17 protein-coding genes are annotated in these 19,747 nt (G+C 56.0%); 15 read left to right on the top strand and 2 right to left on the bottom strand.

From position 1 onward, the window contains the following. Positions 1-30: 30 nt before the first annotated feature. The 15 genes from Cocul_RS11785 (at position 31) to Cocul_RS04155 (ending at position 16,883) form a co-directional block, all read left to right on the top strand. Complete coding sequence (locus tag Cocul_RS11785; RefSeq protein ID WP_160318489.1) at positions 31-1,884, top strand: cutinase family protein; 1,854 nt, start codon at positions 31-33, stop codon at positions 1,882-1,884. Positions 1,885-1,930: 46 nt separating this feature from the next. Continuing rightward, entirely contained in the window at positions 1,931-2,572 is a 642-nt protein-coding gene (locus Cocul_RS04220; protein WP_150114365.1) for a DUF6668 family protein, read from the top strand. Between the two features lie 44 nt (positions 2,573-2,616). Continuing rightward, complete coding sequence (locus Cocul_RS04215) at positions 2,617-2,925, top strand: hypothetical protein (protein WP_055122081.1); 309 nt, start codon at positions 2,617-2,619, stop codon at positions 2,923-2,925. A 312-nt stretch (positions 2,926-3,237) separates the two neighbouring features. Further along, on the top strand, positions 3,238-3,864 hold the full coding sequence (locus tag Cocul_RS12245; RefSeq protein ID WP_150114364.1) for a DUF8175 domain-containg protein: 627 nt from the start codon (positions 3,238-3,240) through the stop codon (positions 3,862-3,864). Between the two features lie 12 nt (positions 3,865-3,876). Next, complete coding sequence (locus Cocul_RS12240; protein WP_150114363.1) at positions 3,877-4,743, top strand: DUF8175 domain-containg protein; 867 nt, start codon at positions 3,877-3,879, stop codon at positions 4,741-4,743. Further along, positions 4,740-6,152, top strand: a complete 1,413-nt coding sequence (locus Cocul_RS04205) for a hypothetical protein (protein ID WP_150114362.1) — start codon at positions 4,740-4,742, stop codon at positions 6,150-6,152. The genes Cocul_RS12240 and Cocul_RS04205 overlap by 4 nt, the downstream gene beginning before the upstream one ends. A 453-nt stretch (positions 6,153-6,605) precedes the next feature. Then, complete coding sequence (locus Cocul_RS04200) at positions 6,606-8,078, top strand: SCO6880 family protein (RefSeq protein ID WP_055122078.1); 1,473 nt, start codon at positions 6,606-6,608, stop codon at positions 8,076-8,078. A 23-nt stretch (positions 8,079-8,101) separates the two neighbouring features. Continuing rightward, positions 8,102-9,001 carry a hypothetical protein gene (locus tag Cocul_RS04195; protein ID WP_150114361.1) on the top strand — a complete coding sequence of 300 codons (900 nt, stop codon included), beginning with the start codon at positions 8,102-8,104 and terminating at the stop codon, positions 8,999-9,001. Between the two features lie 146 nt (positions 9,002-9,147). Further along, the gene (locus Cocul_RS04190) at positions 9,148-10,740 is read left to right on the top strand and encodes an ATP/GTP-binding protein (protein ID WP_245622108.1); all 1,593 of its coding nucleotides are present in this window, start codon (positions 9,148-9,150) and stop codon (positions 10,738-10,740) included. A gap of 298 nt (positions 10,741-11,038) precedes the next feature. Further along, positions 11,039-12,727, top strand: coding sequence for a VldE C-terminal domain-containing protein (locus Cocul_RS04180; RefSeq protein WP_245622107.1), 1,689 nt, complete (start codon positions 11,039-11,041; stop codon positions 12,725-12,727). 7 nt (positions 12,728-12,734) lie between these two features. Then, positions 12,735-13,307: a hypothetical protein gene (locus tag Cocul_RS04175; protein WP_055122074.1), complete on the top strand. Its 573-nt coding sequence runs from the start codon at positions 12,735-12,737 to the stop codon at positions 13,305-13,307. A 65-nt stretch (positions 13,308-13,372) separates the two neighbouring features. Then, positions 13,373-14,062, top strand: coding sequence for a hypothetical protein (locus tag Cocul_RS04170; protein WP_055122073.1), 690 nt, complete (start codon positions 13,373-13,375; stop codon positions 14,060-14,062). Further along, complete coding sequence (locus Cocul_RS04165; RefSeq protein ID WP_055122072.1) at positions 14,055-15,839, top strand: type IV secretory system conjugative DNA transfer family protein; 1,785 nt, start codon at positions 14,055-14,057, stop codon at positions 15,837-15,839. Before Cocul_RS04170 ends, Cocul_RS04165 begins: the two co-directional genes overlap by 8 nt. After that, positions 15,836-16,180 carry a DUF4913 domain-containing protein gene (locus tag Cocul_RS04160; protein WP_055122071.1) on the top strand — a complete coding sequence of 115 codons (345 nt, stop codon included), beginning with the start codon at positions 15,836-15,838 and terminating at the stop codon, positions 16,178-16,180. The genes Cocul_RS04165 and Cocul_RS04160 overlap by 4 nt, the downstream gene beginning before the upstream one ends. Positions 16,181-16,193: 13 nt before the next feature. Next, positions 16,194-16,883, top strand: a complete 690-nt coding sequence (locus tag Cocul_RS04155; RefSeq protein WP_055122070.1) for a hypothetical protein — start codon at positions 16,194-16,196, stop codon at positions 16,881-16,883. An 829-nt stretch (positions 16,884-17,712) separates the two neighbouring features. On the opposite strand, the gene Cocul_RS04150 is transcribed toward Cocul_RS04155, so the two are convergent. Together Cocul_RS04150 and Cocul_RS11770 are read right to left on the bottom strand one after the other, a co-directional pair. Further along, on the bottom strand, positions 17,713-18,414 hold the full coding sequence (locus Cocul_RS04150; RefSeq protein WP_150114360.1) for a hypothetical protein: 702 nt from the start codon (positions 18,412-18,414) through the stop codon (positions 17,713-17,715). 320 nt (positions 18,415-18,734) lie between these two features. Further along, entirely contained in the window at positions 18,735-19,739 is a 1,005-nt protein-coding gene (locus Cocul_RS11770; protein WP_082422165.1) for an adenine-specific methyltransferase EcoRI family protein, read from the bottom strand. Between the last annotated feature and the right edge of the window lie 8 nt (positions 19,740-19,747).

The raw sequence follows: 19,747 nt of genomic DNA, 5'->3' as shown, positions 1-19,747 counted from the left end.
TGGGATTTTGGTACGTGCGGGAAGATGCACATGATTGCGGTGAACTCTGCGCAGGATTCTGTCTTTGATCGTAATTCTGATGAGGATGCGGGATTTTTTGCGGATAATATTACGTTGCCGGTGTTAGAGAGAGTTGGTCAACCAGTTTCTGGTGATGGTTCTGGTGGTATCACTGATGACCGGGATACTGATTGGGGCGTGCGTCGTGGGGAGACGTCATGGTCCTCGTCGCAGGATTGGTGGGGGGAATCTACCACTAGTGCTGATGTTCCTGAGCTGGAAGAAGAGCAGCAGGACGCTGATTTTTCATCGCGACAGGAGAGCGATGATTTTTCTCGTGAGGGTGGTGCAAGTGGGCAGGATAATGATGGGAAGTGGTTGACTAGGACGTACATTAATATTGAATCGGTCGGGGATGAGGTTGATATTGATGGTGCGGTTGTAGCTGTTAATGAAGCCTTGGGTAAGGTGGAGCGTTCGTGTCCTGATACCAGGGTGATTTTGACTGGTTTTTCTGAAGGTGCGCAGGTGGCCTCCATGGTGGCGCGTCAGATTGGTTCTGCTGAAGGGGCTGTTGCACCAGAAAAAATTGCTGGTGTGGCGCTTTTTTCTGATCCGTTGCGTGATGATGGTCAGCCTGTGGTTGCTTCGGGGGCTGATACTCCGGAGGTAATGCCGGTGGGGGCTTTGGGGCAGGAATCTTTTCATGATGTGGATGTCGATGATATCGCCGCTTCGATGAGTGCTCTAGCGACTGTGGGTCCCGAAGAAGGTGATGACGTTGCTGTTTCTACGACGAGTTCACGGCATGGTGATGAGGCGATAACTTCGGTCAGTGTGACGAAATCGGCACGGCCGAGTGTGGCACATACTGATGCGTCTAGTTCCGTGGTTCCGCATTCTTCTGTGGAGTTGCCGGCGGGTATTTCCTCTTTGCCTCGTAGCGCCCCGGAGGGCTATGGCAGTGGCGATGGTGGTGCTGCGGGCTTGTTGCCTGGAAGTTTTGCACGTCCTCAGGGCCCGGTTGCCGGCGGTGGTATTGCAGGTTTGACGTCGGGTGTGGGTGATTTTGGTGCTTTGGCTGCGAAGACGGTGTCGTGGTGTATTGACGGGGATCTTGTTTGCGGGATGCCGGAGGGATCAGCCACGCGCACCATCGTGAATGCGGTGGCCCCGGATTTGGATACGGATAACCCGGTGGCGTCGTTGATGGCAGTCGCGGATACGTTAGGGCCTGCAGTGGTTCTTGGTGGTTTGGAGTCTGTGGCTGAGGATGTGAGCTTTGGGCCTGGTGGTTTCCAGGTGGCGCGGGCGACGAGTCCTGATGAGACATTGATTGGCCGGATTGCCACGGAGGCACAAAGGGCGGATTCGCGTTCGTTGGGGGAGATGGGGGCGCGGGTTTTGGCGGCGTCGTCGAAGATTGCGGGTATGGGGTTGGCTGCGGGGATCACGGTGGCGCGTAAGACGTTGACGCCGGGAAACCTGGCTGCGATTTCAGCTGCTGGTACCAGTGATCCCTTGTTGGGGATTGGGGTGGCGGCGGCGAAGTTCGCGGAGGCTGCATTAGAGACGGTCAGTTTCGAGACGGCGACGGGGGCGGCGGCTCGGGTTTTTGATGAGGTGCAGGCGGCAGGGCTTAATGAGCAGGCGGTGGCGTCGGTGGCCACGGATGCGGCGACGTGGGAGCGGTTGGCTTCGACGGATTCGTATGCGCAGGTGCCGATGACTGCTGATGGGCGTAGTGCCACGGATGCCACGGTGGATTGGATTTCTGCTTTGGCCGGTGGTGATTCCACGGTTCCGGCGACAGACCAGATGGTGGGCTTTGATGCTGGTGCGGCTTCTGATTTCTTGACGAATCTGCGCGGGGTCGCGGCGTAAGTCCTTGGCAGTGGAGGAAGGAGAGGCAATGGGAGCGTTACGAGCCGTGGACTTACCCGGTGAGCAGGTCGATGTCGAGCAAAACACTGCTCAGGAAGAGGAGGTACAGGCCAAGGGGATTGTGGTTCATCCTTCTAAGTTGAAACTGCCTGTGGCGGCTACCTCGCGGGTAGCACCGGGGGAGGATGATCCGGCCGTGTGGCTTGTTGGTGCTCATGGTGGTGCTGGGGTGTCCACTCTGGCACATGTCCTGGCTCCGGCTGGGGATGCTGGGATGATGTGGCCTTCAGGTGAGCGCTCGATGTGCTGTGTGCTGGTGTGCCGTTCGACGGCGATGGGTTTGGAGGACGCTCATGATGTGCTGATCCAAGCCCGCAATGGGTTGGCAGGAGATGTGGTGGTGCTGGGGCTGGTGGTTGTTGCTGATGCCCCAGGGCGTACACCGAAAACCCTGGAGCAGAAAATCGCCGTGCTTAGCCAGATCACTCAGAAGGTATGGCGTGTGCCGTATATCGATCAGTGGCGTGGTGAGATGCGTGAAGATCTGCCCGTGTGGGTGCCGGGAGATGAACTGCCTCGTAAACGTCGCGGAAGGCTGCCTCCTGGAGTGGTACCTCCTGTTGTGGGGGAGATCGGGCAAGAAATTTTTACCTCATTTCAAAGAGTGATGAGGAAAGTGAGAATGTAAAACATTCCATCTTGTAAAATGTGGAGATAGGATAGGTGGGAAATATGATTACGGATATGGTTGTCCAATCGCATGATGCGGTGATGGGTTTTGTTGATGTGGTGGCGATGCCTGGGCAGAATATTCGGCCGCAGGCTCCCGGTGAGTTTGGTGCGAAGATTAATAATCTTCTCAACATTGCGACCTGGGTTGCGATTGCTATTTGTATTTTTGGTGTGATTGCTTCGGGTATCACGTTTTTGGTTGCGCGCAACAGGGGGATGTCTGAGGAGGTTACTGAAATGGCGCTGCGTATCGGTGGTGGGTGTTTGCTGGTGGGTAGTGCTAGCGGTGTTGTGCAGATGTTGATGTGATGATGTTGTCCTCGAGTCCTCCGGTTTCTCCGTGGCGTCCGTCGGATGATGTGCTCAACACCATTGTGAGGTGGTTGGAAATAGCGCTCTATGTTGGCTTGGCTTGCTCTATTCTCGCGGTCATTATTTTCGGTGCGATGTTGGTTTTGGATCGTGATCGAGGTCAGCCGGTGAGTGCTACTTCTCCTGCGGTGAGGGTGTTTCAGATTGCTCTTGGTGTCTTGGTGATGACAAGTGCTGGTTCTATAGCGAAAGTCTTCTTCTGAGGAAGAATTATCTTTCCTCATGGGGAAGAGTAGGGAGGTGTTTTGAATGTCTGATTGTATAAGTTTCAAGCCTGTCGGTGTTGTGATGGGGCTGTGCGCTGCGCTGCTTGTGGGGTGTTCCTCAGGTGGGGATGAGTCTTTATCGGCACAGGGGTGGGATACCGGTGTGGCGCCGCAGGAGATGACGTGGTCTTCTTCGGTGGGGTGTTTGGTTTTGCCTTCGTCGGTGAGTTCTGGGCCGTATGAACAAGATCCTGGGGCAGTGCCGCGTGGTTTTGAGCGTTCTCCTCAGGGGGCGGTCATGGCGGCGGTTCTTGGTCAGGGATGGCTTGCTGCGGCTGATGATGATCAGTGGCCCATGGTGGTTAACCAGTTCGTAGCACCAGGGCAGGGGAAAGACCAGTGGGCGCAAGCTCGGGCAACGCTTAGTGTTGAGGGGTGTCTTGATCCGGCACCGGCTTTTGTCGGTTTCGCTTTTGATAGTTTCACTGAGGATCGTGCTGCGCTTGCTCTTGCTGTGCGTCGCCCAGACGGGGGTTTGTATGCGATGCCGACGCAGTTGGTGTGGCAGGACGAGGACTGGAAGATTGTGCTGCCCAGCCAGGATGAAGCCGTCGATGCTGTGGAACTGGATAATCTAGAGGAGTTTGTCATGTTCTCTCAGGAAGGATAGGCAGGTTACGTCATGGGTAAGTATGTGATGGTCAAGCAGGTGGCGGTCGTGGTGGTGGCCACGGCGATGCTTGTGGGGTGCTCCAGCAGCGAAGAGGCACCGAACAATGACTCCCCTGTGGTGGAGACCTCCCACGAGGTAGGGGCCGCGCCGTCGCAGACCTACGTGACTAGTGCGGAGGAAGGCGAGGCGCAGCGCAGTTGGCCGAGGCGTTTCTTTGATGATTCGTCGTACCGTCCTGGCACGTGGTCAGTGACTCCTCAAGGGGATCCGCTTTATGTTCCGGATAGTCCTCTCGGTGAGCCGTTGGGGAAGCCGACAGAGAATGATGAGATTAGTGAATGTATTCCTGATAGTGTTCGTGTGCCTAACAAGGTTAATCTCCAGTATGTTCATGGGCGTTTTCTTCTGTTTTCGGATACTGATGGTCCGGGTGGGGTGCAAGAGAATGGGATATTGAAGGATTATTCTCAGACTCCTGCGGGTGCTGTGGTGGCTGCTGCGAACTTTTTAAGTTATGTCACTGTGGCTTCTGATGGTCTTGGTCGTGCTGCTGATAGGGAGCTTCTTCTTTCGGATGAGTCACTGTATGGTCCCGGTCAGGGTTCTGGGAGGGGGATGATGCCTCCGGCTCCGCCGCCTGATGCTTTTAAGGTTCATTCTTGTGCGGGAAATATTATTACTCTTAGTCTCGCCATTGGTCAACCATTGCGTGATGATGGTTCTCCTGCGCAACGGGCAACGTGGCTGGTTCCTATGTTGACGATGCGGTGGGATAAAGGTCAGTGGAAAGTTATGGTGACCGATGAGAAAAATAAATATGGAGATGATGCGATTGTTCATTCCCTTGATGGGTGGACGGAACTGAAGTATCAATGAGTAAGTTCATCACTTTTATCGCTTCGCTATTTGCTGTTATTGTTATGGCGGTTCATGGTGCTGTGGCGTATGCCGTAGATGAAGCACCTCCGGGTTTTTCTGATAACTATTCCGAGTGTCGGGAAGATCCTTTAGTGGATATGAGCGAGGGGAATCTCGTTGAAAAAGCCGCAAAAGCTCCTGGCGCGGCGATGGAGATAGTGGGCTGTACGGTACTCGCTGGTGGGAAGACTGTCGGTCAGGCGGCGGGCCATCAAGTTTCGCAGTGGTGGGATTCTAAGGTTGGCGAGCTGAGCAAGTCCATGATGGAGGGCTCGGCGGAAATCCTGCAGTCAGTGATGACGTTGTGGATGGATTATTCCACGGTCGGCGATAATACTGACGCTCAGATTAGGGGTGTGAAAAACATTGTTTTTTCTTTGTCTTTCTTGGCGCTCGTAGGGTCGTTGATATATGGCGGTATTCAGATATCGTCATCGCGGCGTATGGGGTTGCAGGATGGTATTGAAGAAACTGGCAGTGTTATTATTCGCTATCTTCTTTATTCTATTGTTGTTCCTGGTATGGTGGCGAGCGGTGTTTCTGCTGGCGATGTCCTTGCTAAGGAAATTATGGAGTCCTTTGGCGTGCGGGATACTCAGTCATTTGTTGATTTGGGTTCGCTAAATGAGAATATGGCTGGCCCTATTATTATGCTGGTCCTTGCGGGTATTAGCATTGCTGGTTCTTTTGTTCAGATCATTGCTTTGGTTGCTATTACGTTAGTGCTTCCGGTGGCGGCTGGTTTGACGCCTTTGTTTGCGGCTGCATCGTTTTCGGGTAAGGGTCGTGCTGGTCTTGATCATCTTACGGCTTTTATGATTGCTGCGGTGGTGTATAAGCCGGCGGCTGCGGTGTTGTATGCGGTGTTGATGTGGAATGTGACTGCTGGCCCTGGTAAAGAGCAAACGTCGATTATTGGTGCGATGATTAATGTGCTGATGATTGCCTTGGTGGGATTTTTAGGTCCGAAGTTAGTGCACATGCTTGTTCCGTTGACGGCGCAAGCTGGTGGTGGTGCTGCGGGAGCGGCACTGGGGTTGGGTTCTGCTACTGGTGCAGCGATTGGTAGTGGGTTAGGTGTGGTGGGCTCTGGCGTGATGAGTGTGGGCAAGAGTGTTGCTGGAGGTGCTGGGGGAGCTGCTGGTGGTGTGCGGGGTGGTGATACCTCGACGGTGGTACTGGGACTTCTAGTGGTGGCAGTCGAAGTTCTGGTGGGGTGTCTCGTTTTTCTTCGTCTGGTGAGGGTGGTGCTTCTGCTTCTGTGCCTGCCGGTGCGGCAGGGCAACAGGCTCAGCCTTCGGGTGCTGCTGGTTTTCTTGCTGGTGGGGGTAGCGGTAGTTCGGAGGCTGTTGGAGGGGTGTCGGTAGCGTCGCAGCCAGGTGGTGTGCAGGGGCGTCATGATTCTGGGGGTGTGGTGTCTGCTGCTCCTGCTGGGGCTGCTTTGCGTACGGGTGCTGCTTCTGCTGTGGGGAATGGTTCTGCTGGGCAGCAGGTGCAGGGTGTTTCCGCATCTGAGGGTTCTGGTTTGGGGGTAGAGGGCAGTAGTAATAGTCAGGCCGGTGGGTGGAAAACTCGTGTGGGGCAGGCGGCTAGTCGTGTGGGGGGAGCTGCGCAGACTGCGTATCGGGTTGGTAAGCCAGTGGTGAAAGGTGGGGTGAGGGTTGCGGGGGCTGTTGGTGCTGGTGTTGCTGGTGCGGGGGTAGCGGCAGGGCGTGGTCTTTCTCATGTGGATCAGGTGGCTCAGCGTACTGAGGCGTTGTTGGGTGGTGCTTTGGGTGCTGAGGGTTCTTATCACGGTCAGGTCAGGAGGTGAGTAGGTGATGGTAGAGATTCCGAATTATTCGTTGGGGCAGCCGCCGAAGCGAACTGGTCTTGGTGGTTTTTCGATGAAGGCGACCGCCATTGTTGGTGGTGGTTTTATGGTGTTTTTGATTTTGAGGCTTGTGGGGCTGTCAAAGATTGGTTTGTTTGTGGTGTTGCCGGTGTCGGTGGTGGCTGCGGCGGTGGTGTCGATGTCGTGGGGTGGGCGTACTTTGGCGCAGCATGTGCAGATGCGGTGGCAGTATCACCGCAAGGTCAAGCGTGGTGAGCATGAGTATGTCAGTGGTGGGTTGTCGCGGATGCCTGGTGGGCAGCATCGATTGCCGGGATTGCTTGCTCGTACGGAGATTATTGCTGCTAGTGATGGTGCGGGGAGGGATTTTGCGATCATCGTAGATCGGTTACGTCGTGAAGCGACGGTGGTGTTTGATTGTCAGCTCTCTGGGCAGACTGCGATGATGCAGGAAGAACGCAATGCGATGACGGCGTCGTGGGGTCGGTGGATTGCGGGGTTGTCGTTGTCTGGTGATGTGTTGGCGGCCAGTGTGAGTGTGGGGGTTCGTCCGGGTTCTGGTGAGCTGGTGCGTCGTGAGGTGGATTCCATTATGGATGAGAATGCACCGTGGTTGGCGCGGAGGGTGATGGAGGATGCTGCTGAGCTGCTCAGTGTGGGGGTGCCGGAGATTGATGCGCATGTTGCTGTCACGGTGAAGTTGGACGGGGAAGGGCTTAAAGAAGACGCTTTTGTGTCGAATTTGGCGACGAGGGTTCCGACGTGGGCGGAGGATTTGTCGTGGGCGGGTATTTTGGCGAGCCCGATGGATGAGCAGGCGTTGGTGGCGAGGGTGCATCAGGGGTTTAATCCGGCGGCGGAAACGGAATTTGAGCGGTTGAAAGTGGCGGGTCAGTCGCATGGGTTGTCGTGGGATGATGCGGGGCCTGGTTGGGCGCGTGATGAGAAGGATCGGTATGCCCATGAGGGTGTGTATTCGGTGACGTGGGAGATGGCTGAGGCACCGCGTTCGACGTTTGAGGATCATGTGTTGACGTCGATTACGGCTCCGCATTCGCGGGTGTTGCGTAAGCGTGTGACGTTGTTGTATCGGCCGTTTCATGCGGGTGAGGGGGCGAAGAAGGTGGAGGCGGAGCATCGGGATGCGTTGACGGCGTTGAATTCGTCGAAGAAGATTCGTTCGGCGGCAGCGGGGATGCGGGTGGAGCACACCAATGCTGCTCGTATTGCGCAGGCGCGGGGTGCGCAGTTGGGGCGGTATTCGTTGTTGGTGACGGCCACGGTGGATGAGGTGGCGGAGATTCCACGGATGGTGCATGACGTGGAGCAGTTGGGTTCTGGTTCGTCGTTGCGGTTGCAGGTAGCGACGTTGCAGCAGGATGCGGCGTTTATTTGTGGTTTGGGTGTGGGGCAGTTGCCGTGGACGAGGGAATCTGTTTCTGGGTTAGCGCGAGCGTAAAAGGATTGAAGGTGACAAGGGGTATGGGGATGAATATTTTTCCGTGGGTGTCGTCTCGGCAGCGTCGAGGTGGTTATAGTCCGGCGTGTTTGGCTTCTACGGTGGTGGAGTCTTCGCGTGAAGCTGGTGGGTTTGCTTTTGGTGCTCTTGTTGATGGTAAGCGTCATCAGCTTACGGTGATGCTTGCTGGTGAGGGGGAGGCGTCGTGGGGGCAGTGTGATGAGTGGGAGTCTCGTGTGGGGGCGCGTGATCAGGTAGTAGCGACGTGTGGGGTCAACGTGGGGATGTTTTCTGCTCGTCCGTTGATGTCGGTGACGTTTCGTGCGGCGACAAAAAGCCAGCGTGAGGATGTGAGTGAGCTTGTGACGTATGTTGCGCAGGAGTACCCGAGGGTGTATGAGGCTGGTGCTGCGGTGGGATTGGATCTTGTTCCGTTGTCGGTGGAGGACATTTATCAGTGGGGCGGTGTGTGGTGGCCGTCGAGTGGTGGGGAGCAGCAGTTGGTGTGGCCTCCGCAGTGTGATGTTGTGCGTGGTCAGGTGGGGGGTATTGAGATTGGTCAGGTGGCGTGTGTGTCGTATGAGTGCAATTTTGATTCTTCGGAGGTGGGGGAGGAATTTCAGGGTGTGTTGTCGGGATTGGATGTTGTTGATGTGGTGCGTTGTGCGCGGTGGTATCGCCCGGTGATGGATGAGCATCCTGGTGGGGTGTCGGGTGGGCGTCGTGGTGGGGTGTTGACGGTGATGGGGTCGTCTCGGCAGCATGCGGAGGGTCTTGCTGCGGGGTTGTTGCATCAGTTATCGCCGCAGGCGCGGCTGCGGGTGCGGCGGGTGTGGGGCAGGCAGGAGATGGCGGTGGTGGCTTCTGCTGGTGTGGGGGTTTTGGGGTGGCAGCATACCGGGAGTGAGGTGAAGGTGGCATGAGGGTGCCGGGGAATTCTCGTGGTCGGGTTGGTCGAGTGGTGGAGCCGGTTGCGGGGGATATGGAGTCGTTGCATGAGAATATTGTTGCTGGTGAGGTGATGGTACCGCCGTGGTGGACACAGTCTGGGCGGAGGTATCGGCGGTGGTTGAAAGACCATGAGCGGCAGCAGCATCGGTTAGAGCAGTTGCGTCAAGCTGCTGGTGGGTTAGAGCCGGTGGTGGGGGAAGATCCGTTGCCTGCTCCGGGTGTGCATGGTATTGCTGCGCGTGGGGGTGGGAATGCGCGTGTGGTTTCTGGTCCTACTGAGTGGCAGACTACGACGAATCTGGGTGCGGGGTTTAACCCGAACGTGATTGGTGCCCCGGCACCGATGATCGGTACTCCGGTGGGGCGGCATGTGACGACGAGTATGGATGTGGGGTGTGATGCGTTCGCGTGGTTTCGGGAGGGCATTATTGCTAATCCGAGTGCGTTTGTGCTCTCGTTGCCGGGGCTAGGTAAGTCCACGATGGTTCGCAAGATGTTGTTGGGGCATGTTGCTCAGGGGCATGTTCCGATTATTGCTGGTGATGTGAAGGCTGAGTATGTGGGGTTTACTCAGGCGGTGGGTGGTCAGGTGATCACGTTGGGGCATGGTGTGGGTTCGCTTAATCCTTTGGATGTGGGGGCTTTGGGGAGGATCATCCCGCTGCTGGAGCAGGCAGAAAAGTGGGACTTGGTGGATAAGACTAAGGAGCAGGTGCATGGTCGTCAGGTGGCGATGGTGCGCTCACTGGTGGGGTTGGCGCGGGCGAATAATCCTGGTGGTCACGGGGTGGCGGATTATGAGGCGATGGTGATCTCGATGGGGTTGCGTGAGTTGTATGCCTCCCGGGATGTTGATTGGGCGAATCCGCCGACGTTGCGGGATTTGATTGCTCAGATTGATCAGGGTTCGCAGTCGTTGCGCACGATGCTGCGTGCGCGCAGTGATCAAGAGTGGCATGAGCGTACTGATGCGCTGTTGTTGTCGTTGAACTCTTTGTTGGATGGTGCGACGGGAAAGATCTTCTCAGGACAGACCACAGAGCCGATTGATGTATCGGCTCCGGCGGTGTGTATTGATGTCTCGGCGTTGGATTCCACGGATCGCTCGACGAAGGCTGCGGTGGTGGTGGCGTGTTGGTCGAATGCGTTTGGTTCGATTGAGGCGGCGCACGTTTTGGCTGATGCGGGGCTTGCTGAGCAGCGGTATTTCGGGATTGTTCTCGATGAGATGTGGCAGACCCTGGCGGTGGGGGCGGGGATGGTCTCCGAGGTCGATGCGCTCACGCGCCTTAATCGCACGACGGGTACGGCGCTGTACATGATTACCCATACGTTTAAGGATCTCCAGGCGTTGCCGACGGAAGAGGATCGCAAAACGGCGATGGGTTTTATTGAGCGTGCGGGCATGGTGATCTGTGGTGGGTTGCCGTTATCGGAGCTCGATACGTTGTCCTCGATGTTGCCGTTTACTCAGGCTGAGGCGCAGATGGTGACGTCGTGGTCGAAGGGGGCTGCGCCGAAGCGGGCGCGGACGCAAGGGGCGAATGCGACGCCGCCTGGGCGTGGGCGGTTTATGGTTAAGGCGTCGAAGGATGGGTCGCCGGGGATTCCGATTCAGACGATGTTGTTTCCGACTGAGTATGAGCATCGTATCCATGACACGAATATGCGTTTTGACGCATATTTCGCGCAGGGGCAGGAGGTGGCGTGATGTATCGGCGTATTCCTCGGGTTGTGCATGAGCGTATGGTGTCGGATTTTGTTGAGCGGTGGGAGGGGTATGATTCTCCGTCGCAGGCAGCCAGGGTGATTGCTGCGGAGTATGGGGTCACGGTGGAAACGGTGCGTAAGTCGGTGATGGAGGCGGGGGTGTGGCCGGTGATGCCTGCGCGGGAGTATTCCAAATTGGCGGAGGAGAATGCGCGGTTACGGGCCCAGATCGTCACGCTGGGGCATACACCTTGTGGGGTGGATTCTTCTGGGGGTGTGGGGTGAAAACATCTCGGAAAGTGGTCGCGGTTGCCATTGGTGTGGTGGTGGTGTTGGTGGTGTTTTTAGCGGTGATCGGGGTCGATGACACACCAGAGCAGTGTGTTGATGGTGGTCGTGGTAGGTCGTTATCTGGTGGGGTGCCTGAGGGGGAGTTTTCCTTGCCGGAGAAAAATGCGATGAACCATCTTGGTTCTGGGTGGCGGGTTCCTGAGCGCCCGGATCATCGGGGTGTGGATATTCCGCAAGGGGCAGGTACTCCGATCTATGCGTTTGCCGATGGGGTGGTGGTGGCCGCAGGTGAGGCGTCGGGTTTTGGACAGTGGATTGTGATTGATCATGAGTATGGTGGGGAGACGTTTTCGACGGTGTATGGGCATATGTTCCCGCAGCATGTTTTGGTAAAAGCGGGGGATCGGGTTAAAGCGGGTCAGCATATCGCTCATGAGGGTTATAACGGTGAGGTGTCGCCTCCTGGTCCTGGGGGTTCACATCTGCACTTTGAGGTCTGGCAGCCATCGCGGCTTGGTGGTGGCCAGGATGTGGATCCGGTGCCGTGGTTGAACAAGGCTGTGGAACCGGGCACGGGTGGGCCGGGGAAAGCACCTTCCTCGGAGGAGGATGCTCCTACCAAGGAGACGCAGCCGGGGGATGGGTCTCGGCGGAGTTCTGGTGGGGTGTTGGCCCCGTCGGAGAAGATTGCTAATGAAGAGCATTTGCAGGTGGATGCGATTCGGGTCGCGCGGAGTGTGGCGCAGCGGTTCCCTGAGATTGAAACGATTGGTGGGTGGCGGCCGTATGATCCGTTCCCGGATCACCCGTCTGGGCGTGCAGTCGATGTGATGATCCCGGGTTGGGATGGTGATGCTGGGCGGCGGTTAGGTGATGAGATTCGGGATTATTTGTATGCCAACCGTGAGGATTTCCATATTGAGTACATGATCTGGCGGCAGGAGTATATCCCGTCGGAGGGTGAGGGCAATGTGATGGAGGATCGTGGGTCTCCGACGCAGAATCATTTTGATCATGTGCATGTCACTACGGTGGGTGGTGGTTTTCCTGGCCCTGATCATGAGTTTGCTCCGGCACCGGAGGGGGGATCGTCTTCGCCGCGTATGGGTGATGGGTGTGGTGGGGTGGGTGTTCACCCGGATGAGGGGTTGGATACTGCGCAGATCCCGCCGGAGTTGGTGAAGTGGATTGGTCTGGGTGGTCAGGTGTGTCGTGAGGTTTCGTCGCCGTTGTTGGCGGGGTTGTTGTATCACGAATCTGGTGGGTTTCACGCGGATGCGGTCTCGCCGGTAGGTGCGCAGGGGTATGCGCAGTTTATGCCTTTAACGTGGGCGTCGGTGGGGGCCAAGGTGGATGAGCAGGGGCAGGTGGCAGGCCCTGCGGGTTCGGGGTCACCGAGTGATCCGGCGGATGCCACGATGGCGGCGGCGAGGTATTTGTGTGGGATTGCTAAGGATCAGGCACCGCTTTTAGCTTCGGGGGCGATTTCTGGTGATCCCACGGAGTTGATGTTGGCGGCGTATAACGCTGGTCCTGGTGCGGTGCAGGCTCATGGTGGTGTCCCGCCGTTTAAAGAGACTCTTAATTATGTTCAGGTGGTGCCGAAGGAAGCTGAGAAGTTTACGGCGGCTACCGGCAAGGTAGCTGACCAGAGGCATGCAGGAGAACATGATGACAAGGAAGATGTGAAGGAGTAGAGGGGTTATGAAGTTTTCTCGGGTACAGGTGGTTGTTCTTGTGGTTTTGGTGGTGGCGATGGTGGGTGTGGGGGCGTGGGCGATGGTCGGGTTTTTAGGGGAGTCGTCTGATGAGCATGGTCATGATCATGGCAGTGATGATCATGTAGAGATTGATCCGGTGGCGGAGGATCCGCAGTGGGCGGCGGTGTCGGTGATGGTGGCGGGTTTGTCGTGGAAACCTGCTACTGATGAGTCGACATTGGAGGGGTTTTTGCGGGTTGGTGATCAGTTGACGGATTCGTGGCGGGCGCAGTTGGAGCAGGCACGCGGTAAGGAGATGGGGACGAAAGCGATGCCTTCGTCGTGGCCGGTGTGGGCGGCATCTGGTGATGAGGTTGTTGCTGTGGTGACCCCGGAGTCGGTGGAGATGAGCAGTGATGGTCACAGTGGTGTGGTGGATGCCACTGTGGAGCAAACTGTGCATCACCCTGGTGGTGAGACTACACCGTATTCGCGTTTTTCTGCAGAGGTTGATGTGGTCTATGAGCAGGATCGTTGGCGAGTTGGTGCGTATGACATCACGGATGTGGCGTACTAGGGGTCGGGATATCCCTGGTGTGGGGGTTATGGGATACGGACGAGAGAGAAGGATTGGTGGAAAAGATGGCTATTACCGAGGCGATGAAAAACCGTTGGGCGGAGATTGATGCGGTGGTCAGAGAGCATCGTGTGATGCTGCGGGAACAGCGTGATCACCGTAAGTTGCGTGCGTTTGCGGTAGAGCAGGGGTGGGATAATGGGTCGGATTTTGCGGCTTTTAAGCGGGCGTTGGTGAAGATTCGGGTGAATTATGTGCAGGTGCGTGAGGAAACATTCGCGCGGGCTGAGGGGGAGAATGCGCAGCGTGCTGAGCAGTTAGCTCAGATGGGTGATGATCTTGCAGAGGTGTGGTTGTGGGTGGCTGCTGAAGAGGATAAAGATTCGGGGGAGGGGGCGTTTGCCATTGTGGATATGGAGGATGATCCGGTGTGGTATGGCGCGTTTCATGATGAGGATCGGGTTCGGCAGGCTGGGGATTTAGTGTCGGCTGAGCAGTCGGTCGCGGAGAAAGCTGTGTGGATGGCGCATAAGGCCTTGGAGGCGTGTGGTCATGAGGTGGGTCGGTTGCATGTAACGACGATGTGCCCGCAGTTGGATGAGGAGAAGCTGCGTGCGACGGGCGCGAAAATGGGGGTTGCCGTGGTGGTTCATGTCGATGAGGCAGATGAGCGGGCTTTGACGATGGCGCAGACTCCGGGGTTTATGGGGTGGCAGGAGCGCGATTTGACGGAGTTGGTGGCTACTGATGAGTGATCGGAATGTGCGGCGGGTGAGGCAACCTGGGCGGCAGGATCCCCAGCAGATGTTCTTGCTGGGGCTGATTGGCGTGGTGGGAGTGCTGGCGTTCTCGGCGTCGATGAGTTTGAAGGTGGGCTTTGTTCTTACCGGGCAAGGCATGCCTGCTGCGGAGGTGCCGTGGAATCCGATCACGCTGATTATGGGGTTTGTCAAGGGCACAGTGTGGTGGGCGTGGCCTGCGGTGGCCACGCTGGTAGTGCTGTGGACACTGGTAGTGGTTGGCAGTGTTGTGGTGTGGATGGTGCATCGGCGGCGTGTGGGGAGGCGTACGCGGGTAGATGCCGCGGCGGCGCAGTTGGCGTCGGCGAAGGATATTGCTTCGATGAGTAAAGCGGCGGCGCAGAAGGCTGGGCGGCAGTGGTTTTCTCGGGAGGTGATGGATCGTTGTCCTGGGCTGCGGTTGGGGCATATTCCGGGTAGTAAGCAGTCGGTGTTTTCCACCTGGGAGGATTTGTTGTTGGTGCTCATGGGGCCGCGTATGGGTAAGTCCACGGCGGTGGTGATTCCGGCGATGGTGGATGCTCCGGGTGTGGTGGTCACGACGTCGAATAAGCGCGATATTGTTGATGAGACCGTGGAGTTGATGAAAAGCCGGGGTGCGGTGTTCGTCTTTGATCCTCAGCGTATTGCGGTGGGGTTGGAGCAGGAGCCGTGGTTTTTTGATCCGTTGGAGATGATCCGGCGAGATGAAGCAGTGATGGATGCGGCGGCGTTGGAGTTGTCGGATATTTTCAAGTGCGCGGCGCGGGGGGAGAATGATTCTGGGGATGGGTACTTCCGGGATGGTGGCCGTGATTTGTTGGCGCGGTTGTTGTTGGCGGCGGCGTTGGACGGCCGTCCGATCAGTGATGTGTTCTTGTGGGTGAATGACGAGAAGGATAAAACACCTGTCCGTATTTTGTCACAGTACCCCGAGTGGGGGCAGCAGCACGCGGCGCTGCGGGGGACGTATCAGATTACGGAGAAGACGCGCTCGGGGTTGTTCTCGCAGGCAGCCCAGATGGCGGCACCGTTGGGGCGGCGGGAGGCGGTGCGGTGGGTGACGCCGCAGGCGGGTGCTCGACGGTTTTCTCCTGATGATTTTGTGCGTGAGGGGTCTGGGACGTTGTATGTGTTGTCGAAGGAGGGGGCGGATAATGCTGCGGCTTTGACCACGGCGTTGACGGTGGCGGTGATGAAGGCTGCGGAGGAGTATGGGGAGTTGTGTGGGGGTCGGTTGCCGGTGCCGTTGGTAGCGGCGTTGGATGAGGCGGCGAATGTGGTGCAGTGGCCGCAGATGCCGAAGGTGTATTCGCATTATGGGTCGCGGGGGATCATCGTGATGACGGTGTTGCAGTCGTATATGCAAGGCGAGAAGGTGTGGGGCCGGGAGGGGATGGAGTTGTTGTGGTCGGCCGCTGGTGTGGTCATGGTGGGTGGGGGTATTCGTGATGAGAAGTTGTTGGGCAAGGTGGAGGCGTTGATTGGTGATTATGAGCAGGTGACCTCGTCGGTGTCGCGTTCGCGGCAGGGGCGTTCGGTGTCGCAGCAGGTGCGGGAGAAGAAGATTTTGACGGTGGCGGAGATCGCGGCGATGGAGGCGTGGCGGGTGGTGTTGTTTGCCACGAAGCGTCGGCCGATGATTGTGGCGTTGGAGCCGTGGTGGGATCGGTCGTGGTCGCGGGAGGTAACAGCGTTGTTGGGCTCGAAGAGCGCTGGTGTTGTGGATGGGAATCAGGGGGCGCAGCTGTGAGTACAGAGGAGGGGTTGGTGTATCCCACTGTGTATCACTTTGTGGAGGAGTTTATTGCGGTGATGTATCCGAGTGTGGCTGGTGGTGATACTCGGTGGGCGCCGCAGTGGTGGAAGCATAAGGAAGCAGTGACGCGTTTGACAGCGTTGTGGAAGCGTTTTGAGCAGTTGCGTTTAGAAGAGCCTGGGACGTATGTGGAGACGTTTTTGCGTGTTCATGGGGATTATCACATGGGGGTGTTGCAGCGTCCGGGTGGGGTGTTTTCCGAGTGTGAGCGGGAGGATACGCCGTCGATGCCGTTGCGGTGTGCGCCGCTTGATGGTTCGTTGGATGAGGTTTAGGAGGTTGTAGAAGGTGAGTACGCGGGATATTGATCGGGAGATGGTTGAGGCGTTGCGGATGTTGCGGCGCGCGGTGGTCAGTCAGCGGGTGCAGGCGCGGCGGGCGCGGTTGGTTCCTGCGGGGCCGAATATGGCGGCGCGGATGACGACGGGTGCGCTGTTGGGGGAGGTTACTCGGCGGGGTTATGCGGTAGGGGATCCTCGTCGGGAGGTGTATGCGAGGGAGTTTGAGCGGCGGCATTTGCCCGAGACTGCTTCCTTTGTACGCCAGCAGGAGGATGAGTATCACGAGTCTTATGGTTCCCGAGGCAGTGAGGTTGCTTCGACAGTGGCGGTGACAGCTGGTGCAGCGATGCTGGCGGGGGTGTTGGAGGAGCGCATGAATGATGTGGGGCTTGCTGAACAGGCGCGGTGGGATGTGGTGGAGGCGGATGTGGAGAATTTCTTAGAGGAGACACCAGGTGGTGATGATGTCCTTGATGCGGTGGAAGTGGAGCCAGTGACGATGGAGGAGATGGCGCAAGATTTTGCATTCTTGGGTCTTGATGAGGAATTGGTGGCTGCGGCTGAGTTTGCTGGTGGTTTCGATGAGATGGCTCTACCGGAGGCTATTGCAGTGCCACAGGAAAAAGATGAAAGCTTAAGTGGATTCAATCATGATCTTGATGAAGCATTGGAACAGGATTCTGAGAATATTCTGTGACCTCGTGCTGTGCTAAGATTCGTTTGGGGTTGTTATCTGTTCCTACAGGCCGGTAGCAGCTCCTCTTTTGTTGATTGGTGAAATTTTGACTACCCTGTTCTGGTATTTTCATACCTGTGGGAAGCAATTATATCTCCTCTTTTGGTGAAAGATGGCTAAGTGTATTGTAGTGAATATCTTGGATTTTTTACCTTGATTCCATGTGCTAGGGAGTCGCACTGCTGTGTTTCGGTTGGTATAGGATGCTACGTAGTAGGTATTGCCGGGAAATTCCTATCGGCGGTGGGGTAGATTTTTCCGGGACTTATATATTTGACTCACCACTAGGTATTGACTAGCCTCGGATCTATGAATGAAATGAGCTTCATTGATCTGTTCCGATATTCACTAAAATAGGCATGATGCCATCCGCAGACTCAGTGAACATCCCCGCACGTAAGAGCACACCGAGGACTGCCCCCACAGCAAAGGGTACGTCATAGGAGCGGCGACGTAGTCGAATTGAGGACAGGACTAAGCTCTAGGCTGGAGGTATGAAAATCACCAACGCACAACCCACACAACCCAAATCTGGACACGTGCGCCCACTGCGATCGCCTATGTTTGACGTACGCCAGCATCGACTCGGTTCCTCATACGATGACCTTTTGTGTCCCGATGGCGCGAGTGCTCTCATCGAGGGGGACGCTCTGGATGTTCTCTCTGCAATGCCAGGTAATAGCGTACAGACCGTGGTGACATCGCCTCCGTATTGGTCGTTGCGTGACTACGGTATTGATGGGCAGATCGGACTCAACGAAACGGTCTACGCCTATTTCGGGGCACTTCGCTACGTTCCCAACAGAGCTCGTCGAGCGATGCCTGCGCATCGCTGCTCCACGGTCTCGGGGAAGCTTCTTAAGGATTCGATGGTGGAGTAGACAGCGTCCTGGCCGTAACCATTCAGGTAGACGTCTTTTAGTTCTTCGACCTGCTCTTTTTGCCCTTCGAGCTCGGCGATGGCGGTTGTAGGGTCGGTGGTAACCGCTTTGAGGAGTAGGGGATCGATGCTGTCTGGCCAGTACCCAGCCTTCTCGCTCTCTACGAAGCCGTCGAAGTGGGGTCGCGGGTCGAAACCGCAGTAGTCTGTGACTTTTTTATAGAAGTTTTCGATGGCTTGCGTGAGTGGTTCAAGGAAGAGGTCAATTTCCTTCACTGCAAGAGCTTCATAGTTTTCTGGGGTGGGGTCGTTTGATAGCGCTAGGAGTGTGGCGGGGTTCTTATAGAGGCGAGCATTGATTGCGCCTTGGATGGCGGAGTCATAGCGGGTGACCGCACTCGGGAAGGGAGGGTACTCGTAGTTAAGTGTCCAGTTCTGGGCATCTTTGAGGGGGAGCTTGTAGTCCGCGCCAGAGAGCACTGGGGGCTTGGCTGTATCGTCCTCTGACCAGGGGGTCAGAATCGCTGTCGGGGGGACTTGGTATGCAACTGCTAGCTGAACCAGTTCTTCCACGGATAGGCCACGTTCGCCTGTTTCAACGCGTGCAAGCATCGCAGAGGTGAGCTTAGGGGGTCCATGCGGGCCGTGGCCTCGTCGCGGGTGAGGCGAAGCATCTCGCGGATCCGGCGCAAGTTAGTCCGGTAGGTCCGCGTGGTCGTGTGCTCTGCTTCGTAGCGTTCGGTGCGCCTAGCTGGGGTCATGTCGCCAATTTTATCGAAACTGTTGCCAGAACAGGCATTCATATGTAGTGCCTATAAGCAGTACCTAATGCAGGTAACGAAAACGAGAGAGGGAAAAGGAGAAGTAAAAATTTATGGTACCCCTACTGCGGTAGGGGCCTTTCCACGTCTTGACGATCAAAACAGCGCCGTTTACCCACTGTTTCTTAATGAAAGAGCGGCGTCGTTACATTGGTGATCGGAAGATTGTCCACTCTTCCGCTTGATGATGATGCGAAAGTACGGTTGCTTACCATTGATGCGAAGGTCTTTTCCATCATCCCCCTTGCGAAATCGTACAATTTCGAACTGTTCTGGATTGTGCTTATGGAGAGAAGTGATTGGAACGCCCATGAGTCCGAACCAGTCAGAAGGAATATCTTTGGTCTTGCTGATGTTTATCCCATTTAGATTGTCATAGTGTGGATAATCAGACTCATTTCCCTTATATGTCTTCACGAGCGGGATATCTTTATGGCGCCGCTCAAAGTCTAACGTAGTTAACCACAGGCTGTTGTTTGTCGATACGATTCTTTCGCCACGGTCATTTATTCTCGCTTCGGTCCCATAAAGTTCATACCATTCTGGCACGATAAAACCGGAGATGTCTCGACCTAAACCAACACCAAGCCAAATCTTCCCAGCATGGATCAGACGGAATACATCTTTGTACGTAATGGCATTGACGGTAGCGACAATCAGAAAATCTTTATCGAAAGACTCCATATGACTAATGAACTCGCGAAGTAAGGAATATGGAGGGTTCGTGACAACGATATCTGATTCTTGAAGAAGAGAAAGGCATTCGCTGCTTCGAAAGTCTCCGTCGCCATGCAAATACTGTACGTTTCCTGCTTCATAAGCAGCGAGTTCATCGGGGCTGCCAGTGTACGAGAAATACGTTCCACATTCCCCATCGTTCGCGGCATAGCCGGTGGCAATGAGGCGCTTCAAGCCGAGATTAGAAAAATTGTCGATGAAATATTTAACAAAGTTGCTAGCAAGAGGATTATCTGTGTTGCAGTAGACTATTTTATTTCTGAACTTGCTTTGGTAATGTTGAAGTTCTTTGTCGATATCAACTCTTTGAGTGTAAAACTCATCGTTCTTGTTTTTCTTCGCCTTCGTCAACAACGAGCGATCTACATTTCGGGTCATTCATCCCC

Origin of the sequence: Corynebacterium oculi (genome assembly GCF_001412105.1) — a bacterium.
In the GTDB taxonomy this organism is placed as follows: domain Bacteria; phylum Actinomycetota; class Actinomycetes; order Mycobacteriales; family Mycobacteriaceae; genus Corynebacterium; species Corynebacterium oculi.
This window is presented reverse-complemented; position numbering and strand designations above follow the sequence as displayed.